Source organism: Chryseobacterium sp. MYb7 (assembly GCF_002979455.1).
In the GTDB taxonomy this organism is placed as follows: domain Bacteria; phylum Bacteroidota; class Bacteroidia; order Flavobacteriales; family Weeksellaceae; genus Chryseobacterium.
The window spans coordinates 34,656-53,917 of record NZ_PCOU01000009.1; the positions used below are offsets into that span (position 1 = coordinate 34,656).

At 34.7% G+C, this 19,262-nt stretch carries 20 protein-coding genes and 1 pseudogene; 17 read left to right on the top strand and 4 right to left on the bottom strand.

Annotated features, from left to right (window positions below; all coding sequences use genetic code 11):
- Window positions 1-371 precede the first annotated feature (371 nt).
- A complete protein-coding gene (arr, locus tag CQ046_RS24045; RefSeq protein ID WP_410493679.1) occupies window positions 372-779 on the top strand; it encodes an NAD(+)--rifampin ADP-ribosyltransferase in 408 nt (135 codons plus the stop codon).
- Between the two features lie 229 nt (window positions 780-1,008).
- Here arr and CQ046_RS09195 read toward each other — a convergent pair whose 3' ends face one another.
- Complete coding sequence (locus CQ046_RS09195; RefSeq protein WP_105701977.1) at window positions 1,009-1,980, bottom strand: LacI family DNA-binding transcriptional regulator; 972 nt, start codon at window positions 1,978-1,980, stop codon at window positions 1,009-1,011.
- A 213-nt stretch (window positions 1,981-2,193) separates the two neighbouring features.
- Between CQ046_RS09195 and CQ046_RS09200 the strand changes: the two genes are divergently transcribed.
- From CQ046_RS09200 to CQ046_RS09215, 4 genes are read left to right on the top strand one after another with little or no spacing between them, the layout of a single operon-like run.
- Window positions 2,194-4,641 carry a TonB-dependent receptor gene (locus CQ046_RS09200; protein ID WP_123906599.1) on the top strand — a complete coding sequence of 816 codons (2,448 nt, stop codon included), beginning with the start codon at window positions 2,194-2,196 and terminating at the stop codon, window positions 4,639-4,641.
- A 42-nt stretch (window positions 4,642-4,683) separates the two neighbouring features.
- On the top strand, window positions 4,684-5,805 hold the full coding sequence (locus tag CQ046_RS09205; RefSeq protein ID WP_105701979.1) for a glycoside hydrolase 100 family protein: 1,122 nt from the start codon (window positions 4,684-4,686) through the stop codon (window positions 5,803-5,805).
- A 51-nt stretch (window positions 5,806-5,856) separates the two neighbouring features.
- The gene (locus CQ046_RS09210; RefSeq protein WP_105701980.1) at window positions 5,857-6,501 is read left to right on the top strand and encodes a uridine kinase; all 645 of its coding nucleotides are present in this window, start codon (window positions 5,857-5,859) and stop codon (window positions 6,499-6,501) included.
- Complete coding sequence (locus CQ046_RS09215) at window positions 6,498-7,889, top strand: MFS transporter (RefSeq protein ID WP_105701981.1); 1,392 nt, start codon at window positions 6,498-6,500, stop codon at window positions 7,887-7,889. Before CQ046_RS09210 ends, CQ046_RS09215 begins: the two co-directional genes overlap by 4 nt.
- A gap of 43 nt (window positions 7,890-7,932) precedes the next feature.
- Here CQ046_RS09215 and CQ046_RS09220 read toward each other — a convergent pair whose 3' ends face one another.
- Window positions 7,933-8,193: a hypothetical protein gene (locus tag CQ046_RS09220; RefSeq protein WP_105701982.1), complete on the bottom strand. Its 261-nt coding sequence runs from the start codon at window positions 8,191-8,193 to the stop codon at window positions 7,933-7,935.
- 165 nt (window positions 8,194-8,358) lie between these two features.
- On the opposite strand from CQ046_RS09220, the pseudogene CQ046_RS24050 reads away from it, so the two are divergent.
- Window positions 8,359-8,526 (top strand): annotated as a pseudogene (locus CQ046_RS24050) (bacteriocin-like protein); the annotation flags it as partial.
- Between the two features lie 97 nt (window positions 8,527-8,623).
- On the opposite strand, the gene CQ046_RS09225 reads toward CQ046_RS24050, so the two are convergent.
- Complete coding sequence (locus tag CQ046_RS09225) at window positions 8,624-9,307, bottom strand: hypothetical protein (protein WP_105701983.1); 684 nt, start codon at window positions 9,305-9,307, stop codon at window positions 8,624-8,626.
- Between the two features lie 384 nt (window positions 9,308-9,691).
- Here CQ046_RS09225 and CQ046_RS09230 point away from each other — a divergent pair, with 384 nt between their 5' ends.
- Window positions 9,692-10,063 carry a hypothetical protein gene (locus tag CQ046_RS09230; RefSeq protein ID WP_105701984.1) on the top strand — a complete coding sequence of 124 codons (372 nt, stop codon included), beginning with the start codon at window positions 9,692-9,694 and terminating at the stop codon, window positions 10,061-10,063.
- A gap of 38 nt (window positions 10,064-10,101) precedes the next feature.
- Here the strand turns inward: CQ046_RS09230 and CQ046_RS09235 are convergent, their stop codons facing one another.
- Window positions 10,102-10,740, bottom strand: coding sequence for a hypothetical protein (locus CQ046_RS09235; RefSeq protein WP_105701985.1), 639 nt, complete (start codon window positions 10,738-10,740; stop codon window positions 10,102-10,104).
- A 154-nt stretch (window positions 10,741-10,894) separates the two neighbouring features.
- On the opposite strand from CQ046_RS09235, the gene CQ046_RS09240 reads away from it, so the two are divergent.
- The 10 genes from CQ046_RS09240 to hisG all read left to right on the top strand — a co-directional run bounded on the left by CQ046_RS09240 (window position 10,895) and on the right by hisG (window position 18,950).
- Complete coding sequence (locus tag CQ046_RS09240; protein ID WP_185126171.1) at window positions 10,895-11,467, top strand: C40 family peptidase; 573 nt, start codon at window positions 10,895-10,897, stop codon at window positions 11,465-11,467.
- Between the two features lie 14 nt (window positions 11,468-11,481).
- Window positions 11,482-11,811, top strand: a complete 330-nt coding sequence (locus CQ046_RS09245) for a LytR/AlgR family response regulator transcription factor (RefSeq protein WP_228406918.1) — start codon at window positions 11,482-11,484, stop codon at window positions 11,809-11,811.
- Between the two features lie 105 nt (window positions 11,812-11,916).
- Window positions 11,917-12,288, top strand: coding sequence for a DUF2255 family protein (locus CQ046_RS09250; protein WP_105701986.1), 372 nt, complete (start codon window positions 11,917-11,919; stop codon window positions 12,286-12,288).
- A gap of 273 nt (window positions 12,289-12,561) precedes the next feature.
- The gene (locus tag CQ046_RS09255; protein ID WP_105701987.1) at window positions 12,562-13,173 is read left to right on the top strand and encodes a methyltransferase family protein; all 612 of its coding nucleotides are present in this window, start codon (window positions 12,562-12,564) and stop codon (window positions 13,171-13,173) included.
- A gap of 83 nt (window positions 13,174-13,256) precedes the next feature.
- Window positions 13,257-14,069 carry a 2,3,4,5-tetrahydropyridine-2,6-dicarboxylate N-succinyltransferase gene (locus CQ046_RS09260; protein WP_105701988.1) on the top strand — a complete coding sequence of 271 codons (813 nt, stop codon included), beginning with the start codon at window positions 13,257-13,259 and terminating at the stop codon, window positions 14,067-14,069.
- Between the two features lie 23 nt (window positions 14,070-14,092).
- Window positions 14,093-15,271, top strand: coding sequence for a glycosyltransferase family 87 protein (locus CQ046_RS09265; protein WP_105701989.1), 1,179 nt, complete (start codon window positions 14,093-14,095; stop codon window positions 15,269-15,271).
- Window positions 15,268-15,978, top strand: coding sequence for a glycosyltransferase family 2 protein (locus CQ046_RS09270; protein WP_105701990.1), 711 nt, complete (start codon window positions 15,268-15,270; stop codon window positions 15,976-15,978). Before CQ046_RS09265 ends, CQ046_RS09270 begins: the two co-directional genes overlap by 4 nt.
- Complete coding sequence (locus CQ046_RS09275) at window positions 15,975-16,751, top strand: polysaccharide deacetylase family protein (RefSeq protein ID WP_105701991.1); 777 nt, start codon at window positions 15,975-15,977, stop codon at window positions 16,749-16,751. Before CQ046_RS09270 ends, CQ046_RS09275 begins: the two co-directional genes overlap by 4 nt.
- Window positions 16,748-17,845, top strand: coding sequence for a glycosyltransferase family 4 protein (locus CQ046_RS09280; protein WP_105701992.1), 1,098 nt, complete (start codon window positions 16,748-16,750; stop codon window positions 17,843-17,845). The genes CQ046_RS09275 and CQ046_RS09280 overlap by 4 nt, the downstream gene beginning before the upstream one ends.
- 247 nt (window positions 17,846-18,092) lie before the next feature.
- Window positions 18,093-18,950 (top strand): ATP phosphoribosyltransferase, encoded by an 858-nt coding sequence (hisG, locus tag CQ046_RS09285; protein ID WP_105701993.1) that lies wholly within the window; start codon window positions 18,093-18,095, stop codon window positions 18,948-18,950.
- The last annotated feature ends 312 nt before the right edge of the window (window positions 18,951-19,262 follow it).

A 19,262-nucleotide genomic window follows, 5' to 3' on the forward strand; every position in this document is an offset into this window, starting at 1 on the left:
CAGTCTGGATTTGTAAATTTGAAAAAAAATAAAATATGGAATTTTCTCCTTTTAATCCTGTGATCAAACTTTGCCTGCAAGGAATGGGCTTTGAAGATAAAGGAATGCCTGAAGAAGCGGCTCAATTATTTTTACAAGCCTGGGAAAAAGGTTCGGATGATCATGAAAAGTTTTTGGCGGCTCATTATGTATCACGTCATCAGAAAACCACTGCTGATCAGTTAAAATGGCTTGAAACTTCTTTAGAATTTGCCCTGAAAATCAATGATGACACCGTTAAAAGTGCTTTGCCTTCTCTTTATCTGAATATTTCCAAATGCTATGAGGATTTAAGAGATAGGGAAAAATCAAAAAAGAATGCTGAGTTATCATTGTTACTTAAAAATCATCCGTCTGATAAAGGATCCTTTTACCACGGTACAAAAGCTGATTTACAGATTGGAGACCTGTTGACAGCAGGCGGAAATTCTAATTATCAATCGGAATTAAAAATGAATCATATTTACTTCACTGCTTTAACCCATGGAGCCGGGCTGGCTGCAGCATTGGCAAAAGGTGATGGAGCAGAGCGTGTATATATTGTGGAACCAACAGGGAATTTTGAAAATGATCCCAATGTCACAGATAAAAAGTTTCCCGGAAATCCCACCCGTTCTTACCGTTCCGAAATGCCTCTGAAAATTATTGGAGAGATTACAGAATGGACTAAACCAGGTTCTGAAGATCTTCAAAGATTTCGTGAAAAATTAGATAATAGTAAAGGAGAAATCATTAATTAATTCTTCGATGACAATGAAAATATCTGATTATGATTATACTCATAAAGTACCGGATAAATCTTTTCTTAGATTTGAAACAAGTTTTTCATTTATCCAATAGTTGGGGTCTCTCGGTCAGAGATTTTTCTATTGGATAATTTTTTTGTAAAGTAATTTTCCCTTTTCTAAAATTGAAAGGATTGATTTAGTCTCGGATAAAATACAGACAAAGCCTTTTTAAGCCTGAAATTTATAAATAATAACAATTATCAGATTTTGTTGAGAGATCAGAAGTTGTCCTTTTGATGGTTTCCATTAATTTTTTCGCAGCAAATATTCCCATTTCGTATCCATTATTGATTTGATACTCATACGTTTCATCCAAATATTTCGGAAGAGTTCCTTCACTTATCGCAACCACCTTTTTATTCGTATTGTTAAGGCTTCTTTTGATTAGTGAGCTGTGAAGCCCCATCAATGTTTCGTCACTCATGGCAAAAAAACCATCAAATGAATGATCATCTAAAAAAATATCAAGTTTCTGTTTTACAATATCAGCAGATTTACAGAATATGATTTCCAATTGGATGTCAGAAGATTGGCTGATTTTGTTTTCAAATGATCTGAGCCTGCTTTGAGTAATTTCAAGATTTTCATCACCAAAAATAGCCAGTATATTTTTGCAGCCTTGATCAATTAGCTTTTGGGCACACAGTTCGGCTGTTTTTATATTGTCAAAAATTACAGATTCGAAACTCTGCTGAGGAACAGTTTTGTCGAAAATAATAACCGGAATTTCCATTTCCTTCAGTTTTTTCAAATGCTCACCATCTTTTGTCTCCTTTGTTAATGAAATCAGAATGCCATCCACCCTGGAATTGATGCAGGTTTCTATATGTTCTTTTTCTGTCTCATAAGAATCATCGGATGATAATATGAAAAAGCGATATCCTTCTTTATTAAGAACTGATGAAATACCATTAATGATTGATGGTAAAAAGAATATGGAAATTTCCGGAACAATAAGGCCAATCACCTTAGAAGAATTTTTCCTGAAACTGATGGCAAAATCATTCGGAACGTAATTAAACGTTTCGGCGGCTTCCTTCACTTTGAGCTTAACAGAACTGCTTATATCAGGATGATCCTTTAATGCTCTGGAAACTGTGGAAGTACTAATGTTGAGCATCTTCGCAAGATCTTTTATGGTAGTTCTTTTCATTTTAAGAAGTTCGTGTCAATTATTGGGAGAAATTAAGAATAATTGTACTAAAACATTTTGTTAATATTTGTTAAATAAACACTAGTGATTTGTTAATTAAAAGTTAATTCGACGAAAACTTATCAACTGCAACCGTTTGCGCAACCGTTTGAAATTAATACTGTGTTCATACCCTGTTCAAAATCCCTTTTCGAAACACTAAAAAAAATACTTTTGAGACATAACAAAAAATTAGAAAATACTATGGAAGCACAAGTGATAAAGAAATTGCTGATTTTAGGAACCATTAATACAGCTGCTTTTATGTTCTCTCAGGATACGGTTCATGATACAATATCAGCCAGAAATAAAATCATAGATGAAGTTGTTATTACAGGTAATTCCAATCCTAAATCTTCCATTAAGACAAGTACTTCAATTTCAACGTTAAAACAAGCTGATATTATCAATTCAGCACCAAGAACTACAGCTGAAATTTTTAGAACGATCCCGGGAATCCGCAGTGAATCTTCAGGAGGTGAAGGAAACTCGAATATTACGGTAAGAGGAGTTCCTGTATCTGCAGGAGGATCAAGATATCTTCTGATTCAGGAGGATGGTCTTCCGGTAATGCAGTTTGGAGATATTGCTTTTGGAACGCAGGACCAGTTTACAAGATTTGATTCTTTTGTATCCAGGGTTGAAGCATTGAGAGGAGGTTCTGCATCAGTTTTTGCATCAAATTCACCGGCAGGGATTATCAATTTTATTACCAAAACGGGAGAAAAGAAGGGAGGAAGCATCACCCAGCAGGTAGGTTTGAATTATAACAACTTCAGAACAGATATAGACTACGGAACTCCTCTGGGCAAAGACTTTTATATTGGAGTAGGCGGCTTTTACAGAGGTGGAGACGGTCCCAGAAAAACAGGATATACTTCTAATAACGGAGGGCAGTTTCGTTTGTCTTTACTAAAGAAATTCGAAAAAGGGAGTATCCGAGTTTATGGTAAATATCTCGATGACAGAACTGCAGCCTATATGCCAATGCCGATCGCAGTTTCAGGTTCAGATGCCAATCCTGATTACAGCTCTCTAAGCAATTATAATATCTTAACAGGGGCTCTTCAGTCTTCTCATTTTAAAAATGATCTTACTTTTGGAGGGAATGGGCAGATTCTTAAAAGTGATATCCGTGATGGAATGCATTCCGTATCTAAGACGGTAGGTTTGGAATTTAATTATGATCTGGGAGCCGGATGGAAATTAGATGCTAAGGCAAGATATGTAGCAAATGACGGACAGTTTTTAGCACCTTTCCCTGCTGCAGTGGGAAGCAAATCCGAAATTCTGGAATCTGTTGCCGGATATGGAAGTGCAGTCTATGCAGGAACCAGCACAGCCGTAGATAACGATAGAAAATATATGAAAACAGTTTTATTCAATACCAAACTGAATAATCTGAACAACTTTTTCAGCGATTTAAACATTAGTAAAAAATGGAATAAAGTAAAACTCAATGCCGGAGTGTATAACAGCAGACAAAACATCAACCTGTCCTGGAACTGGAATACCTATCTGATGGAAGTTTCCGATAATAATGCAAGATTAGTAGATATTATCAGCAATACAGGAACGAAAATTACAGATAACGGCCTGCTTCACTATGGAGTTCCGGATTGGGGAGGCGTGAATAGAAATTACGACACAAAGTATTCTGTGATTGCCCCTCATGCTCAAGTGGAAATTAATCCCATTGCGAACTTGACCTTTGATCTTGGAGTACGATACGATTTTGGAAATGTATCAGGAAGTTTTTCCGGAACAAAAAATACAACACGTATCATTGATGTGAATCAAAACGGAATTATTGAAACTCCTGAACTTTCAGTGGCTGTGGTAGACGGAACCGTTCCTGTTGATTATAAATATACTATTTTCGGATACTCATTTGGAGCCAATTATGCCCTAAATTCTCATCATGCAGTTTTTGCCAGAGTAAGCCAGGGAGGAAGTGCTTCTGCCGACAGAATTCTTTTTGCAGGATACAATTATACCAATAATGATGATCCTGCTTTAGATGCTGTAAAAGTGAATAAACTCAATCAGATTGAAGCCGGTTATAAAGTAAGAGGAGCTAATTATTTTCTGAATACTACTTTCTTTTATGCAAAAACCATTGAGGCCAACTATGAAGCAACCACACAGCTGAGAACAGAAAACAAATATCAGTCCTGGGGAATTGAGTTTGATGGATTTTATAAGATCAATAAATATTTCGATATCAAAGCCGGTCTTACTTATACGCATGCCGAAATTAAAAATGCAATCGATCCGGCAATAATCGGCAATATGCCGAGAAGAACTCCCAAGCTGATGTATTCATTTAATCCTAATGTCAATATAGAAAAGCTGAGCTTTGGTTTCTTTGCTGTAGGATCTACAAAAGCATTTACTCAGGATAGCAATAAATTGATTATGCCGGGCTATATCATTATAAATCCATACATCTCATACAGATTGTTACATAATCTGACACTGAATGTGAATGCTAATAATGTGTTTAATGCACTTGCCATTACCGAAGCAGAAGAAGGATCACTACAGGGAACCAACGGAATTGTCAGAGCGAGAACACTGCCGGGAAGAACAATAGGAGCAAGTGTAAAATTTGATTTCTAATTTGATAATCATTACGATAATTAAAAATAACTTATTCATAATATGTTTACACAAAAAGCTTTACAGGTTATAGAACAGTCCATTTCAGAAGAGGGAATTCTTGCCTCTTGTAAAAGAAAGGATAACTATGCCAGAGTATGGTCCAGAGATTCTATGATGACAGGAATTACCGGTATTTTAATCAAAAATCAGGCAATTACAGAGGGCTTGAAGAAATCAATAAAAACACTTGTAAAGCATCAGGCTGAAAATGGTCAGATCCCTTCGAATGTTGTTGGTGAAGAAGTCAGCTATGGAACATTGGTAGGACGAACAGATGCGACGGTTTGGTGGATTATCGGAGCTTGTGAATATATCTTGTATACCGAAGATGAAGATTTAAAAGAGGCTTTAAAAGAAAAAATAAATAAAGCATTTTCATGTTTGAAGACTTGGGAATTCAACCAAAGAGGTTTACTTTACAGTCCGCTGGGAGGGAACTGGGCAGATGAATATGTCACATCAGGTTATGTTTTATATGATAATGTACTCCGCTACTGGGCATTCAAAAGTGCAGCAAAGGTATATGAAGATGCACACCTGCAATCTCTCACTGAAACAACCAAAGAGCTGATAGAAAACAATTTCAGTAAGAGCGGTATTCATGCAGAACGATATCATGAAACTGCTTATCAAAAAGCCAATAAAACACCTTATTTATGGGCATCATTGAATGCAAATGGGTATGATGAAAGATTTGATCTGGCAGGAAATGCTTTAGCTGTTTTTTTAGGGTTGAACCTAAATTTAGATGCCTTCACTCTTTTTTTGGAAAAATTAAAACTTGAGTTTGGTCATTGGATGCTGCCCGTATTTTATCCCATTATTTTCCCTGAAGACGCCGACTGGAATTTATTGGAAAACAATTACAGTTATCAATTTAAAAATCAGCCTTATCATTTTCATAACGGCGGATCATGGCCCATATACCTTGGCTGGCTTTGTCTGGGACTGAAAAAAAGAGGATATGATAAAATGCCTTTAGAAATTCTACACCAATACGAAAAACTCCTCAAGGAGAAAGGTTCAGATTTCAGAGAATATTATTCTACAGACCAGCTAATCCCTGCAGGAACTGAATTTCTTTGCTTTTCAGCCTGCGGTTATCTTCTGATGAAGATCTAGTGTAAAGATCAGTATCAATACAATTTATATATTTAAAAAACGGATTATAAGATGATTGGAGATGTCATAAATTTGGAGCAAAAGCATTTGGATACGGCTGAAAATATTTATGAAAGAATAAAGAAAACCTTTCAGGTGTCTCAAAAATGGATTGTTGGAATTGGTGGGGAAAGTGGCAGTGGAAAATCAGTCACAGCCTTTGCTTTAAGAAAAATTTTAGAGGAAAAAGGGATAACAGGTCTGGTGATACAAATGGATGATTATTTTAAGCTTCCTCCCAAAAGTAATCATGAGAACAGACAAAAAAGCCTGAATAATGTCGGGGTGCATGAAGTATATCTGGATAAAATTCAGGAAACAATAAAGAATTTTAAAGAAAATGAATCTTTCATTACAAAACCTCTGATTCATTATGCTGAAAATTCTGTTTCAGAGGAAATTCTTAATATAGAAGATATTCAGGTTCTTATTATTGAAGGAACTTACGTGTTGGATATTGATGATTTTGATGTAAGTATTTTTATTGACCGCACTTATAAAGATACTTATGAAAATCGAATGAAAAGAAACCGTGATGAACAAAGTGATTTTATCGAAAAAGTATTAGAGATTGAACATACAATCATTCGTCAGTTCAAAGAAAAAGCAGATCTGTTACTGGATAAAGAGTATCATATTATAAAGTCTAAGCTATGAATAAGAAAATAATACCAAGAATGAGTTTCTGGCAGATATGGAATATGAATGTAGGGTTTTTCGGCATTCAGTATAGCTTTGGGCTGCAGCAGACTGCTGTGAATCCGTTATATTCTTTTTTAGGGGCGCATGCAGATCAGCTTCCTATTCTTAATCTGGCAGGTCCTGTTACAGGATTGCTTATCCAACCGCTGATTGGAGCAATAAGTGATAAAACATGGAGTGTAAAATGGGGACGACGGAAACCCTTTTTTCTGATGGGGGCTGTACTGTGCAGTCTTGCATTATTTCTTTTTCCGTTCAGCTCTTCAATCTGGATGGCAGTTGGGCTTCTCTGGGTTTTGGATGCTGCCAATAATACAGCTATGGAGCCGTACAGAGCATTTATAGGGGATAAACTCCCGGAAGAACAGCAGACTTTTGGCTTCCAGATGCAGAGTCTCTTTGTGGGAGGCGGAATTACACTGGCCAATCTTTCTCTTTTTATTTTTCAGAAAGACTTTGGAGGAAACACCGAAGTAGGAGGTATTCCTGAATGGGTTTATTATTCATTCTTTTTGGGTTCTTTCTGGTCTGTCGCCTCTGTTTTATGGTCTGTGTACAAAACACCGGAAATTCCTCCGACAGACGAAGAACTTATTCAACTGAAAGCTGAAAAAGAAAATGATACACTTTTTACACCATTTGTCGATATTTTTAAAGCTATTGTTAATATGCCAAAAATACTTTGGCAGCTGGCAATGGTGTATCTATTTCAATGGTACGCGCTTTTTTGTTATTGGCAATTTGTCACTCCAATGATCAAGCAGACGCTTTATCATATTTCGGAAACAGATGAAGAAAGTGCCAATTTATTGATCGAACTTTCAAAAAATAGACTTGCTGTATCTCAGGATGATCTGCTTTGGGCAAAAAATGTACTTAATCTTGTTGAAAAAGCAGTGGGACAGACAGGTCTTATGAATGGATTTTACAATTTTATTACATTGATTTCAGCACTTCTTCTGATTCCATTTGCCCTCCGATATTCTGCTAAAAATGTATATGCTTTCTGTCTGGTAGCCACAGGAGTATCATTGCTGATGTTACCATTCATCACCAATGAATATTTGATACTATTGCCTATGGTTCTCTTTGGTATTGGATGGGCGGCTATGATGGGGCTTCCTTATTCTATGGTATCTCCATCGATTCCTGCTAGCAAAAGAGGTGTTTATATGGGAGTAATTAATATGATGATTGTGATTCCCATGCTGATTCAGACCTTGACTTTTGGACCTGTTTACAAATATATTTTGGGCAGTAATCCCTCGGCAGCCATTATGGTAGCGGGAGTCTTGTTTTTGTTGGCCTCTTTTTCAGTAATTATGATGAAAATAAAAAAATAGAAGCGAATTCTTTTTAAAAGTAATAATTGAATTCTTCGACTATTTATTCATCAATAGAACTGAATGCCAGATGAGCGTAAAGTATGTTTTCATTCCCCTCTCTGGTCCATGTTCTGCCATTAATCAAGCCAAAAGCCAGCTTATTGATAGAATACAAATATTTTTCAATTTGCTGCCACTGTATTTCGTCTACATATGATTCTATATTTACCCAGTCACCAACAATCGGCATCGTTTCAAACTCTGCTGCAGGAATGTCAATATCAATTTCCTTTAAATCATCAGACACAAAAACTACTTTCATATTTAATATTTTAAATCAAATATAGTTAAACGGAAGTCATTTTATATTTATTTCTAAATATTTTAGTAAAATAGTCATAATAGTCAATTTTTTCCCTGTTATAAAGAGAATATTGTTATTTTAGTATCGAATTAAAATACTTAAAACCATGAAAAATTTAAAGAAAATTTAAAGAAAATTTCAAGAGAGCAATTAAAATCAGTAAAGGGTGGAGCAACTCCAGTTGTTCAATGCAAAATTGGGTTTCATTATGAGTGCAGATCAGTAGGAGTTTGTGATGATATGCAAGATCTGCATGACTGTTCATGCGAATGTGTTCCCAATAAAAAATAAATTATTGACCCTCTGAAAAATAGGGTTTTATTAAGCGAAAACAAAAACAGCCGCAATTCATGTTGTGGCTGTCTTTTTTGAAATCAAATATCGAGTATTATAAAGATCTGGAACGGGCAATATTAATAAGGTACACAAGGTGTGCGTACATGCTTCGCTTCACAGACTCTACTTTTATATCTCCGGTGGTCTGGTTAATGGTGGTTACAATATCGGTATTACACTGGCCTGCAAAGTTTCCACTTCCTAAATAGTTAACGGTATTGGCACTTGGATAAGAAATCCTTGGATAATCAGGAGCTGTTTGATTGGCAACAGGTGCTGTACCGGCAAATCCTTTGTTATCAATATATCGGGCTGTCCAGGTTCCTAAAAATTGTCCGTTACCTGTATTAATTCCTTGTCCTACTACAATTTGAGTATCTACTGGGTTACTGAATCCTGCACAGGAAGTATAGTGATTAATAGAAACGGTACATGAAGAAGCATTATCAATAGGCTGAAAGCATTTTCCTTCATAAATAGTTAGTCTTTGATCAGTAGAAGACATAGAGGTGTTTAATAAAGCTTTGGGAGCAAAAATCTCTTCAGGGGAAATCAGGGTTAAAACTCCGTCTGCATCAGCTGCAACAATTTTTTTTTCGGCATTCGAAAGCGCTCTTACTCTTACCAGACCATTTACATCTAATGTATGGGTTGGAGTGGAAGTATTGATCCCAACCTGTGCTGATAAACTCCCACAAATAGCAAAAGCTGCCAAAAAGAATGTTTTTGTTTTCATGTTATTCTTTGAAAAGGTTAAATTTTTCACTAAGGTAAGAAATATCTTTAAAACAGGAAGGAAAATAGCCTGAAATCTAATATAAAGTAATTGTAAACGAATATTTAATATAATAATATCTGTTTTTAAGTTTATTTTTAAAATAACTCAAAATTTAAACACCTTGTATTTGTTTGAAAAATATTTGTATTTTAGCCAAAATATGTTGTTTTTTAATAAACATATTGAGCACTAATTAAAATTCAGATAATTTGAATAAAAAATTAGTAGATTTGCACGGAACAAAAAAATATTAAATATTAAACACTATTCTCAGTAACAGAACTTTTAAAGGAAAGTATATAGAGAATAACAGGATTTTAGGTTATAAAACTACTAGAAACTATGAAGAAACTTTTTTTACTTTTATTTACGGCATTTTTATTTATCGGTTGCAGCTCTGATGATGATACCATCTATGATTATGTAGGAACATGGTCTGGTTCTTATGAAGGAAGTGACAAAGGAGTTTGGAACTTTGTGGTAGATAAAAGTGGTAAAGTGGTAGGAACAATGCATTCCGATATAAGTGATGAAAACTATAATATTTCCGGGAATTTAAGTGAAACAGGAGATCTTAACGCAACATTAGGACTTCCCTCAAAAGGAGAATTCAAAGGGACATTATCTCCTAAAGATAAGAATGGAAATGGAAACTGGGCAAACTCACTTCCGACACCCCCAAAATCAGGAACCTGGAAAGGACAAAAGAAATAAAATAAAAAGTCTGCAGAATCTACTGCAGACTTTTTTATTTAAACAAATCCCATATGGGTAATTTCATTCTTTTCATTCTTTAATACCACAAAGTAGAGTAGAAGGCCATCTTCGGAAAAATACTTTTTAAAAGAACTTTCCTGTTTTTTATCCCAAGTAATTATTTCTTCAGCAGATTCTGTTTTATAGTTTTCGGAATCTAATTTTATAGTGATAACCACTGCCTGATCTGAAGTACACTCATCATTCTTATACAGTACCTGATCCTGAATTCTTATACAATCCGAAACCTTATTGATTGCACCCATCTGAAATTCTCTCAGAAGTTTTCTTCCTTCTTCAGTTTTTAAACCAAGTTCAACTGTTCGTTTTCCTCTTTCGGAAATCGTATCTAAATCTTTGATGGCCGTCATCACCTTTGCAAACTTCTGGTAGAGGAGGGGATCACCTGATTCTTTGATATAGATTTCCAGACTCTTTCGGATCACCTTCCCAATTTTTGAGCAGTGTCCGAATTCTGAACTGTTTTGGCGTACTTTCTCATATGACGGACTCTTTTTAAAAGCCGTTTTATTGAACCCACTTTTCTTCCGAACCACATTTTTCCCGTTCAGATTATAAAATACCAGGTCGCCCACAGCTCCTGTGATCTTGATTACACTTTCATAGGTTGCCATATCTTCAAAATAGAAATCAAATATACCAATAAATAATGGAAATCAAAATTTTAACATATATTTATAATATAGTTGTAGTATAGTTATATTATAATTAAAATATAAAATGTATATTTGTGATGTGTTTTGTTAATTAATTATAAATCAGAAGAATATGGGAACGGAATTATTTCAACAAAAAATAAAAATAAAGCAGATGGTTGTTGTACTGGCAGCGTCTGTTTTTGTGGTTTCCTGCGGATCCTCTAAAAGTGTATCCCGTAACAAAAAATCAAATACGAAGACCGTAGCCAAAGCTGAAAATCTCAGAAAACTGGATTCAAAATTTGATGGTAACGTTTCAAGATCTATTAATGATATCCTGAAAGATGCTGAAAAATATATAGGAACACCGTATAAGTTTGGAGGAAATACTTCTTCAGGCTTCGATTGTTCAGGATTTACGGTAAAAGTATTCGAAGAAAATGATTTTAATCTTCCAAGAAGATCTTCTGATCAGGCCGAGGCTGGGAAAAGCATTGATATCAAAGAAGTGAAACCTGGCGATCTGTTGTTTTTTGCAACAGCAGGAGGAAGCAGAGTCTCTCACGTAGGAATCGTTCATGATATTGGCCCTGATGGAGAAGTGAAATTCATTCATGCTTCTACCTCAAAAGGAGTGATGATTTCGTCCCTGAACGAAAAATATTGGAATAAGGCCTACCTTCATGCCCAAAGAGTCCTGTAAAATATACTCTTAAAATGATTGAGAACCGGACATTTGCCTTTATTAAAACAGATAAAAAGCTGATCAAGCTTTTCTTTAAAGATATCAATATCATCAAGGGACTTGGAAATTATGTGGAAGTTCATACCACAGATCACAAAAGATATATTTATTACAAAACGCTTAAAGATCTTATCGAAAACCTTCCGGACGAATTTATGCGTGTCCATAATTCTTATATTGTCAATCTGACAAATATTGAATCTTTCGAAGACAACCACTTAATCAGCGGTGATTTAAAAATTACAGTTGCTAAAACCTATAGAGAATGTCTGCAGACAGCTCTTGGTAACATGATGCTTTAAACTTCCACATAAGAAAAACACCCAAGTACATCATATTTTTAGCTGTATGTGTAAATAAGTTTTCATTCTTTTTTTCATGTTTTAGTTTTACAGAAAATTAATACAATGAATAAAAAAAGAGCACTAGATTACATTCAAAAGAATACAATCATCGGAATAAAAGCCGGACATCAAAGACTCGAATTCCTGGAAATATGGATGGTTGTAGTCCAAAACCGGATTTTCGCAAGATCGTGGGGACTTGCTGAAAGAAGCTGGTACCATACTTTTTTAAAAGATTCTGCTGGAGAAATTCAATGTGGGGAAACGATTTATCCTATAAAAGCAATTATTCCGGAAGATATCAGTGATCTTACTGCAGAAATTAACCAGGCTTATCTGACAAAATATAATTCTGACCATAATATTAAATATTCACAGGGAATAATTCAGGAAAAGCATATTGCGAAAACAATGGAGTTTATTATTTTGGAGTAAATAACAGTTGAAATATTCAATAGAAACGGATTATTATCCTGAGCTCAGTCGAAGGAAGCCCGTTCAATAAAATGGCAATCAATTAATTGGCTTTAGCCAAAACTTATATCATAACCTTCTTAAACCACCCCGTCAAAAATTCTTTGAATTTTCGCCACCCCTCCTCCGGAGGAGGGGGATTTTTAGATTTCCGTTTCTAATCTTTCTGCCATTTATCATTGCAATAGCATTGCATCAGGAAACTTTGCAAATTTGCCTAAAACTATTATCATTATGGCAGATTTCATCAGATTCTTTATTCCTTCCTACTTCCTGTTGTTTTTTATTGTATCTTTCTTAGGAATTAGCGTTAAAGTAGCAAAACAGATGGGCAAAAATCCCAACGTCCTTCCAAGAGATGGCTCAGCTTATGCTCTGGTAGGATTATATTTTAAACTGATTTTATTGGCACTGTTTGCTTATGTTATGCTTCTTTTGTGGTTTCCGGAATCTGTATTTCCGGCATTTAAAATTCAACTTCTGGAATCTTCTTTTTTTCAGTATACAGGATTTTTTTTGATGATGGCGGCATTTATTTGGGTGGTTATAGCTCAGCAGCAAATGAAAGATTCATGGCGTATCGGTATTGACAGCGAAATAAAAACTAACCTGATTACTCACGGATTATTCAGATTTTCAAGAAATCCTATATTTCTGGGAATAATCATCAGTCTTGTCGGTTTTTTTCTTGTTTTTCCCACTGCAATTGCTTTTTCTTTTCTTATGATTGGAAGTATTTTGATGCAGATTCAGATACGCCTTGAAGAAGAGTATCTGTTAAAAGAACACGGACAAATCTATCTGGCATACAAAAAGAGAGTAAATCGTATGCTGAGTCTTTATTAAAAGCACCATGTGAAAAACCGTTTTGCTGAACTTTTTTGTATCTTTGGGCAGTATAATTTTTCAAACTAATTTAAATAAGAAACATGTCGTTACAACAAACTATTGAAAATATCTGGGACAACAGAGAATTATTGCAGAATGAAGACAGCCAAAAGGCGATCAGAGAAGTTATTTCTTTAGTTGATAAAGGTGAACTTCGTACTGCGGAACCTACAGAAAACGGATGGCAGGTAAATGAATGGGTGAAAAAAGCAGTAGTAATGTATTTCCCAATCCAAAAGATGGAAACTATTGAAGTAGGCCCGTTTGAATTTCATGATAAAATGCCTTTGAAGAGAAACTATGCTGAAAAAGGAGTGAGAGTTGTACCGCATGCAGTGGCGAGAGAAGGAGCTTATATTGCTCCGGGAGTTATTTTAATGCCATCTTATGTAAACATTGGTGCTTATGTAGATTCAGGAACCATGGTTGATACTTGGGCAACAGTAGGAAGCTGTGCACAGATTGGTAAAAATGTTCACCTGAGTGGCGGTGTAGGTATCGGTGGAGTATTGGAGCCATTACAGGCTGCTCCGGTAATCATTGAAGATGACTGCTTTATCGGTTCAAGATGTATTGTTGTAGAAGGAGTTCATGTAGAAAAAGAAGCAGTATTGGGTGCTAATGTAGTACTAACGGCCTCTACAAAAATTATCGATGTCACAGGAGATACCCCTATTGAAATCAAAGGAAGAGTTCCTGCACGTTCAGTAGTAATTCCTGGAAGCTATACAAAACAGTATCAGGCTGGAGAATATCAGGTTCCATGTGCACTGATCATCGGCCAGAGAAAAGAATCTACAGATAAGAAAACATCTCTGAATGATGCATTGAGAGAGAATAATGTAGCTGTTTAAGATTACCACTTTAAATTACAATCTTGAAAGAAAAATTCCTTAAAATACTATTAAACCCTAAATTTATATTTGGGGTTTACCTTATTGCAGCTATCGTAGTTACACTTTCTAAATTTTCAAGAGGGCAAAGGGCTATAAATAATTATTTGATTTTCAAAAATGTTTTCCTTCATACATTAGAACAGAAAAACCTGTATACCGAATATCCGGATCTTTATTTTGATACCAATTTTTATGGTGTTTTCTTCAGTTTAATCGTTTTTCCTTTTTCCATAATGCCTGACTGGCTGGGAATTATATTATGGAATATGGCTAATGCCGTAATTTTTATTTATGCTATTCATAAACTTCCCATTTCAGAAACTAAAAAAGCGATTTTTGGATTGCTTTGCCTTCAGGAATTTATTACTGCTGCCAGTAGTTTACAATTCAATATTGCATTAACAGGACTACTGATACTTTCCGCCATTTATATTTATGAAAGGAAAGAAATTAAATCGGTTACAGCTATTCTTATTGGAGTTTTTGTGAAACTATATGGTATTATAGGGTTATCCCAATTTTTCTTTATTAAAAATAAGATTAAATTTATTTTTGTGGGGATCGCAGCTGCAGGATTGTTTTTTGTGGCCCCTATGGTGTATTCAAGTCCCCAGTTTGTTATTCAGTGTTATTCTGACTGGTTTTACGCATTAGGTCCCAAAAATGCTCATAACCAGATATTAGGGAATATGCAGGATATTTCATTAATGGGATTTGTAAGAAGAATTTTGGGGGATGCAGCTATTTCAAATCTAACCTTTATATCTTTTGGTTTGCCATTATTTGTTTTACCTTATATTAGAATTAAGCAATATAAAAATTATGCATTTCAATTAATGATCTTATCATCTTCATTATTGTTTTTGGTTTTATTCAGTTCCGGATCAGAATCACCTACATATATTATTGCGGTAGCGGGAGTGATGATTTGGTTTTTACTTCAAAAAGAAAGAACACCAATAGTATGGGGAATGCTTATTTTTGTTATTATTTTAACATGTTTTTCACCTTCAGATCTGTTTCCAAAATCTATTAAAGAGAACTATATTATAAAATATTCTTTAAAAGCAGTTCCGTGTATTGTGGTTTGGCTAAGGATTATTTATGAATTAATGACAAGAGATTTCTTGTTTAATAAACACTATGAATTAAAAAAATGACATTAGATGTTATCATCCCGTTTTATAACGTCAAAGAACATATTTTGGATGTTTTTGAGCAGAATATAAAGCAAATCGTTAAAGATGGAAAAATAAAAAATTTTAATATAATTCTGGTTAATGACGGTTCCAGTACATTTATTCATGGAAGACATATTGAAAATTTGCAAAACACGTTTCCTGATATATTGGAATATGTTGATCTGGAAAAGAATATAGGTAAAGGCGGTGCAATAAAAAAAGGAATGGAAAAATCCCGGGCGGAATATGCTATTTTTTATGATATTGATTTTCCTTTTGGAATGAATGCACTATACGATATGTATAACAGGCTTAATCAAGAAGATATAGATTTAATTATTGCCAAAAGAGATTTTTCCTATTATGATAAACTTCCTTGGAAAAGAAAGTTTATTTCTATTATCGTTAAGCTCATCGCATTTGTATTTTCAAAAGGTACCATTCATGATTCTCAGGCTGGATTAAAAGGAATGAAAAAGAAAGTAATTCCTATTTTATTAGAAACTCATAGTAATTCTTTCATTATGGATTTTGAGTTTTTATTAAAAGCATCCCGAAGAAAGATAAAAATGAGTAATATTATAGTAACACCTAATGAAGATATTGAGTTTACTAACTTTTCCAATCAGGTATTACGAAATGAAATAAAGGGGCTGTTAAGAATTTTAATTTCAAAAATTTCATGATATTATTATCATTTGACATAGAAGAATTTGACCTTCCTTTTGAATATAAGGGTGAAATTCCTTTTGAAAAACAGATTTCAATTTCACAAACAGGATTAGAGAGAATTCTTGATATCCTTAAAAAACATAAGGCCAAAGCTACCTTTTTTTCAACGGTAGTTTTTGCAGAGAATAGCAGACACCTTATCGAAAGGTTGTTAAATGAAGGTCATGAACTGGCTTCTCACACTTGGTTTCATTCACAATTTGAAGACAAACATCTGAAGGAATCAAGAGAAAAACTGGAAGAATTATTTTCTACAAAGGTTACCGGATTAAGAATGCCGAGAATGATGCCTGTAGACGAAAAAGAAGTGGAAAGGGCAGGGTATTCATATAACTCATCCATCAATCCTACATTTTTGCCGGGAAGATATAATAATTTAAAAGTATCCAGAACGTATTTCAAAGAAGGAAATGTAATTCAGGTTCCGGCTTCGGTTTCGCCTAATTTCAGAATTCCCTTATTTTGGTTAAGTTTTCACAATTTTCCTTTGTTTTTCTATAAAAAATTGGCTTCTGACAGTTTGAAAAAAGATAAATATCTGAACATTTATTTCCATCCGTGGGAATTTGCAGAAATAAAAGATGAAGCCTTTAAACTTCCTGGATTTACAGTAAAAAATTCAGGAAAAGACATGGTGGAAAGATTTGATTCGTTCGTAGGCTGGTTAAAAGAAAAGGGTTATACATTTGTTACATTTCAGGAATTTCAAAAACAGATAGAACGATGAAGATTGCCTTTGATGCAAAACGATTTTTCCACAATACATCCGGTCTGGGAAATTACTCGAGAGATCTTGTAAGAATCCTTTCAGAATATGAACCGGACAATGAATATCTGCTGCTCAGCAAAAACAAATCCGAGCGGGGAAAAGAGCTTCTGGAACGTCCTAATGTTCACTTTATTCCAACGTCAAAAGGAAACCTTTCCCGCCAGTTGAAAATGGGTAAAGATGCCCAACAACAAGGAGCCGGTATTTTCCATGGCTTATCCGGCGAACTTCCTTTAAAATGGAATCCAAAACCTATTAAAAAGGTCGTTACCATTCATGATCTGATCTTTGTAAGGTTTCCGCAGTATTATTCTTTTTTTGACAGGAAAATCCATTTCTGGAAATTTAAAAAAGCGGCTGATTCAGCGCACAAAATAATTGCTATTTCAGAACAGACCAAAAGAGATATTATCCAGTATTTAAAAGTTTCTGAGAATAAAATTGAAGTTATTTATCAGGGATGTCATCACGCTTTTAAAGAACAGCAGTCTCCGGAAATGATGCAGACAGTAAAAGAGAAATTTAAGCTTCCGGAAAGATTTATACTGAATGTTGGTACTATTGAAGACCGCAAAAATCTATTGAATGTTGTAAAGGCGATCAGCGATACAGAAATTCCGCTCGTTGTAGTGGGAAGAAAAACCAAATATTACCAGAAAATAGAAAGTTTCCTGAAAAAAAACAAAATGGAAAAGCAGGTGCTTTTCCTGGAAGGTGTTTCTATGGATGAGCTGGCTTGTCTCTATAAACTTGCAGATATTTTTGTTTATCCAAGTTTCTTTGAAGGCTTCGGAATTCCTGTGATTGAGGCACTTTTCTCCAAAACTGTAGTAGTTACAAGCAACACCAGCTGTCTGCCGGAAGCGGGAGGAAAAGACTCTGTGTATGTGAATCCTGACGATGATCTTGATATCCGGGCAAAATTAAAATTTCTCTGGGAAAATGAATCCGAGAGAAAACGCCGTGAGGAAAAGGGTTTCGAGTTTGTTCAGAAGTTTAATGACGAACCTATTGCAAAGGAATTGATAAAGTTCTATCAAAAAATTATCTGAAAAAAGTTTGCATTTTAAAAATAAATCCTACATTTGCATCATAATTCAATACAATGAAACCAATATTTTTAGCATTACATCATTATCACCATCATCTCTGCTAGACGGAATTGATTGATATAAGTATGTGCTAAAATCAAAAATAATTAAAACCGTCTGAGTAAATAGGCGGTTTTTTTGTTTCCTGAATTCTCTTCAGAAATTTTAATAGATCAGTTTTTATTTGCTCGGACCCAAAAAAGGCAAAATGAGTAAATTAAAAATTGCAATCCAAAAAAGCGGCCGGCTTTACGAAGAATCTCTTCAGCTTCTCAAAGACTGCGGAATCTTTGTCAACAACGGTAAAGACCAACTCAAAGTTTCAGTAGATAACTTTCCGATGGAAATCATGTACCTCCGGAACTCAGACATCCCTCAATACCTGGAAGATGGAGTAGTTGACGTGGCCATTCTTGGTGAAAATCTCCTGATTGAAAAAGGTAAAAATATCAAGACTGTTCAGAAGCTTGGCTTTTCAAAATGCCGTGTTTCATTGGCTGTTCCTAAAGAAGTAGAGACCGATGAAATTTCTTATTTCCAGGGCAAAAAGATTGCCACTTCTTACCCAAATACCCTTAAAAACTTTTTAGAGAAAGAAGGAATTCTTTCAGACATTCACGTGATTTCCGGTTCTGTAGAAATCGCTCCAAATATTGGTCTTGCAGACGGAATATGTGATATTGTCAGTTCCGGAAGTACCTTATTCAAAAATGGATTAAGAGAAACAGTCACTTTACTAAAATCGGAAGCTGTTTTGGCTCAAACACCTCAATTATCGGCTGAAAAAGAAGCCATTCTTGAAAAATTTGTATTCAGAATCAAGTCTGTTTTAAAAGCAAAAAATTCAAAATACATTCTGATGAATGTTCCCAATGAAAAAATCCAGAAAGTTGCGGGTGTTCTTCCTGTATTGAAAAGTCCCACAGTCATTCCGCTCGCAGAAGAAGGCTGGAGCAGTATTCATTCTGTTATTGATGAAGAGCGTTTCTGGGATGTTATTGACGAACTCAAAGAAAATGGAGCACAGGATATTTTAATCATTCCAATTGATAAAATGGTTATTTAGAAAAATAATAATAGCGAATGTTGGTTAACGCAAAGGTGCAATAAAAATGAATTTGATACTGCTTTAAGGCGCAAAGATTTTATCTGCGATAAAATTGAATGCCGTTTTAAATCACAAAACTATACTAACGCACTTGCTGAAAATCTTAGATTTTCTTGCGCCTTAAAAAAGTAAAGATTAAAAAAACTTGCGCCTTTGCGTTTATAAAAAATGAATTATTAAGGTCTCAAGCAGCTGAATAAAATAGCTTCAGCTATGATCTTAATAAAACTTAACAACTTAAAAAGAATCTTAATGGTTCAAAAAAATTAA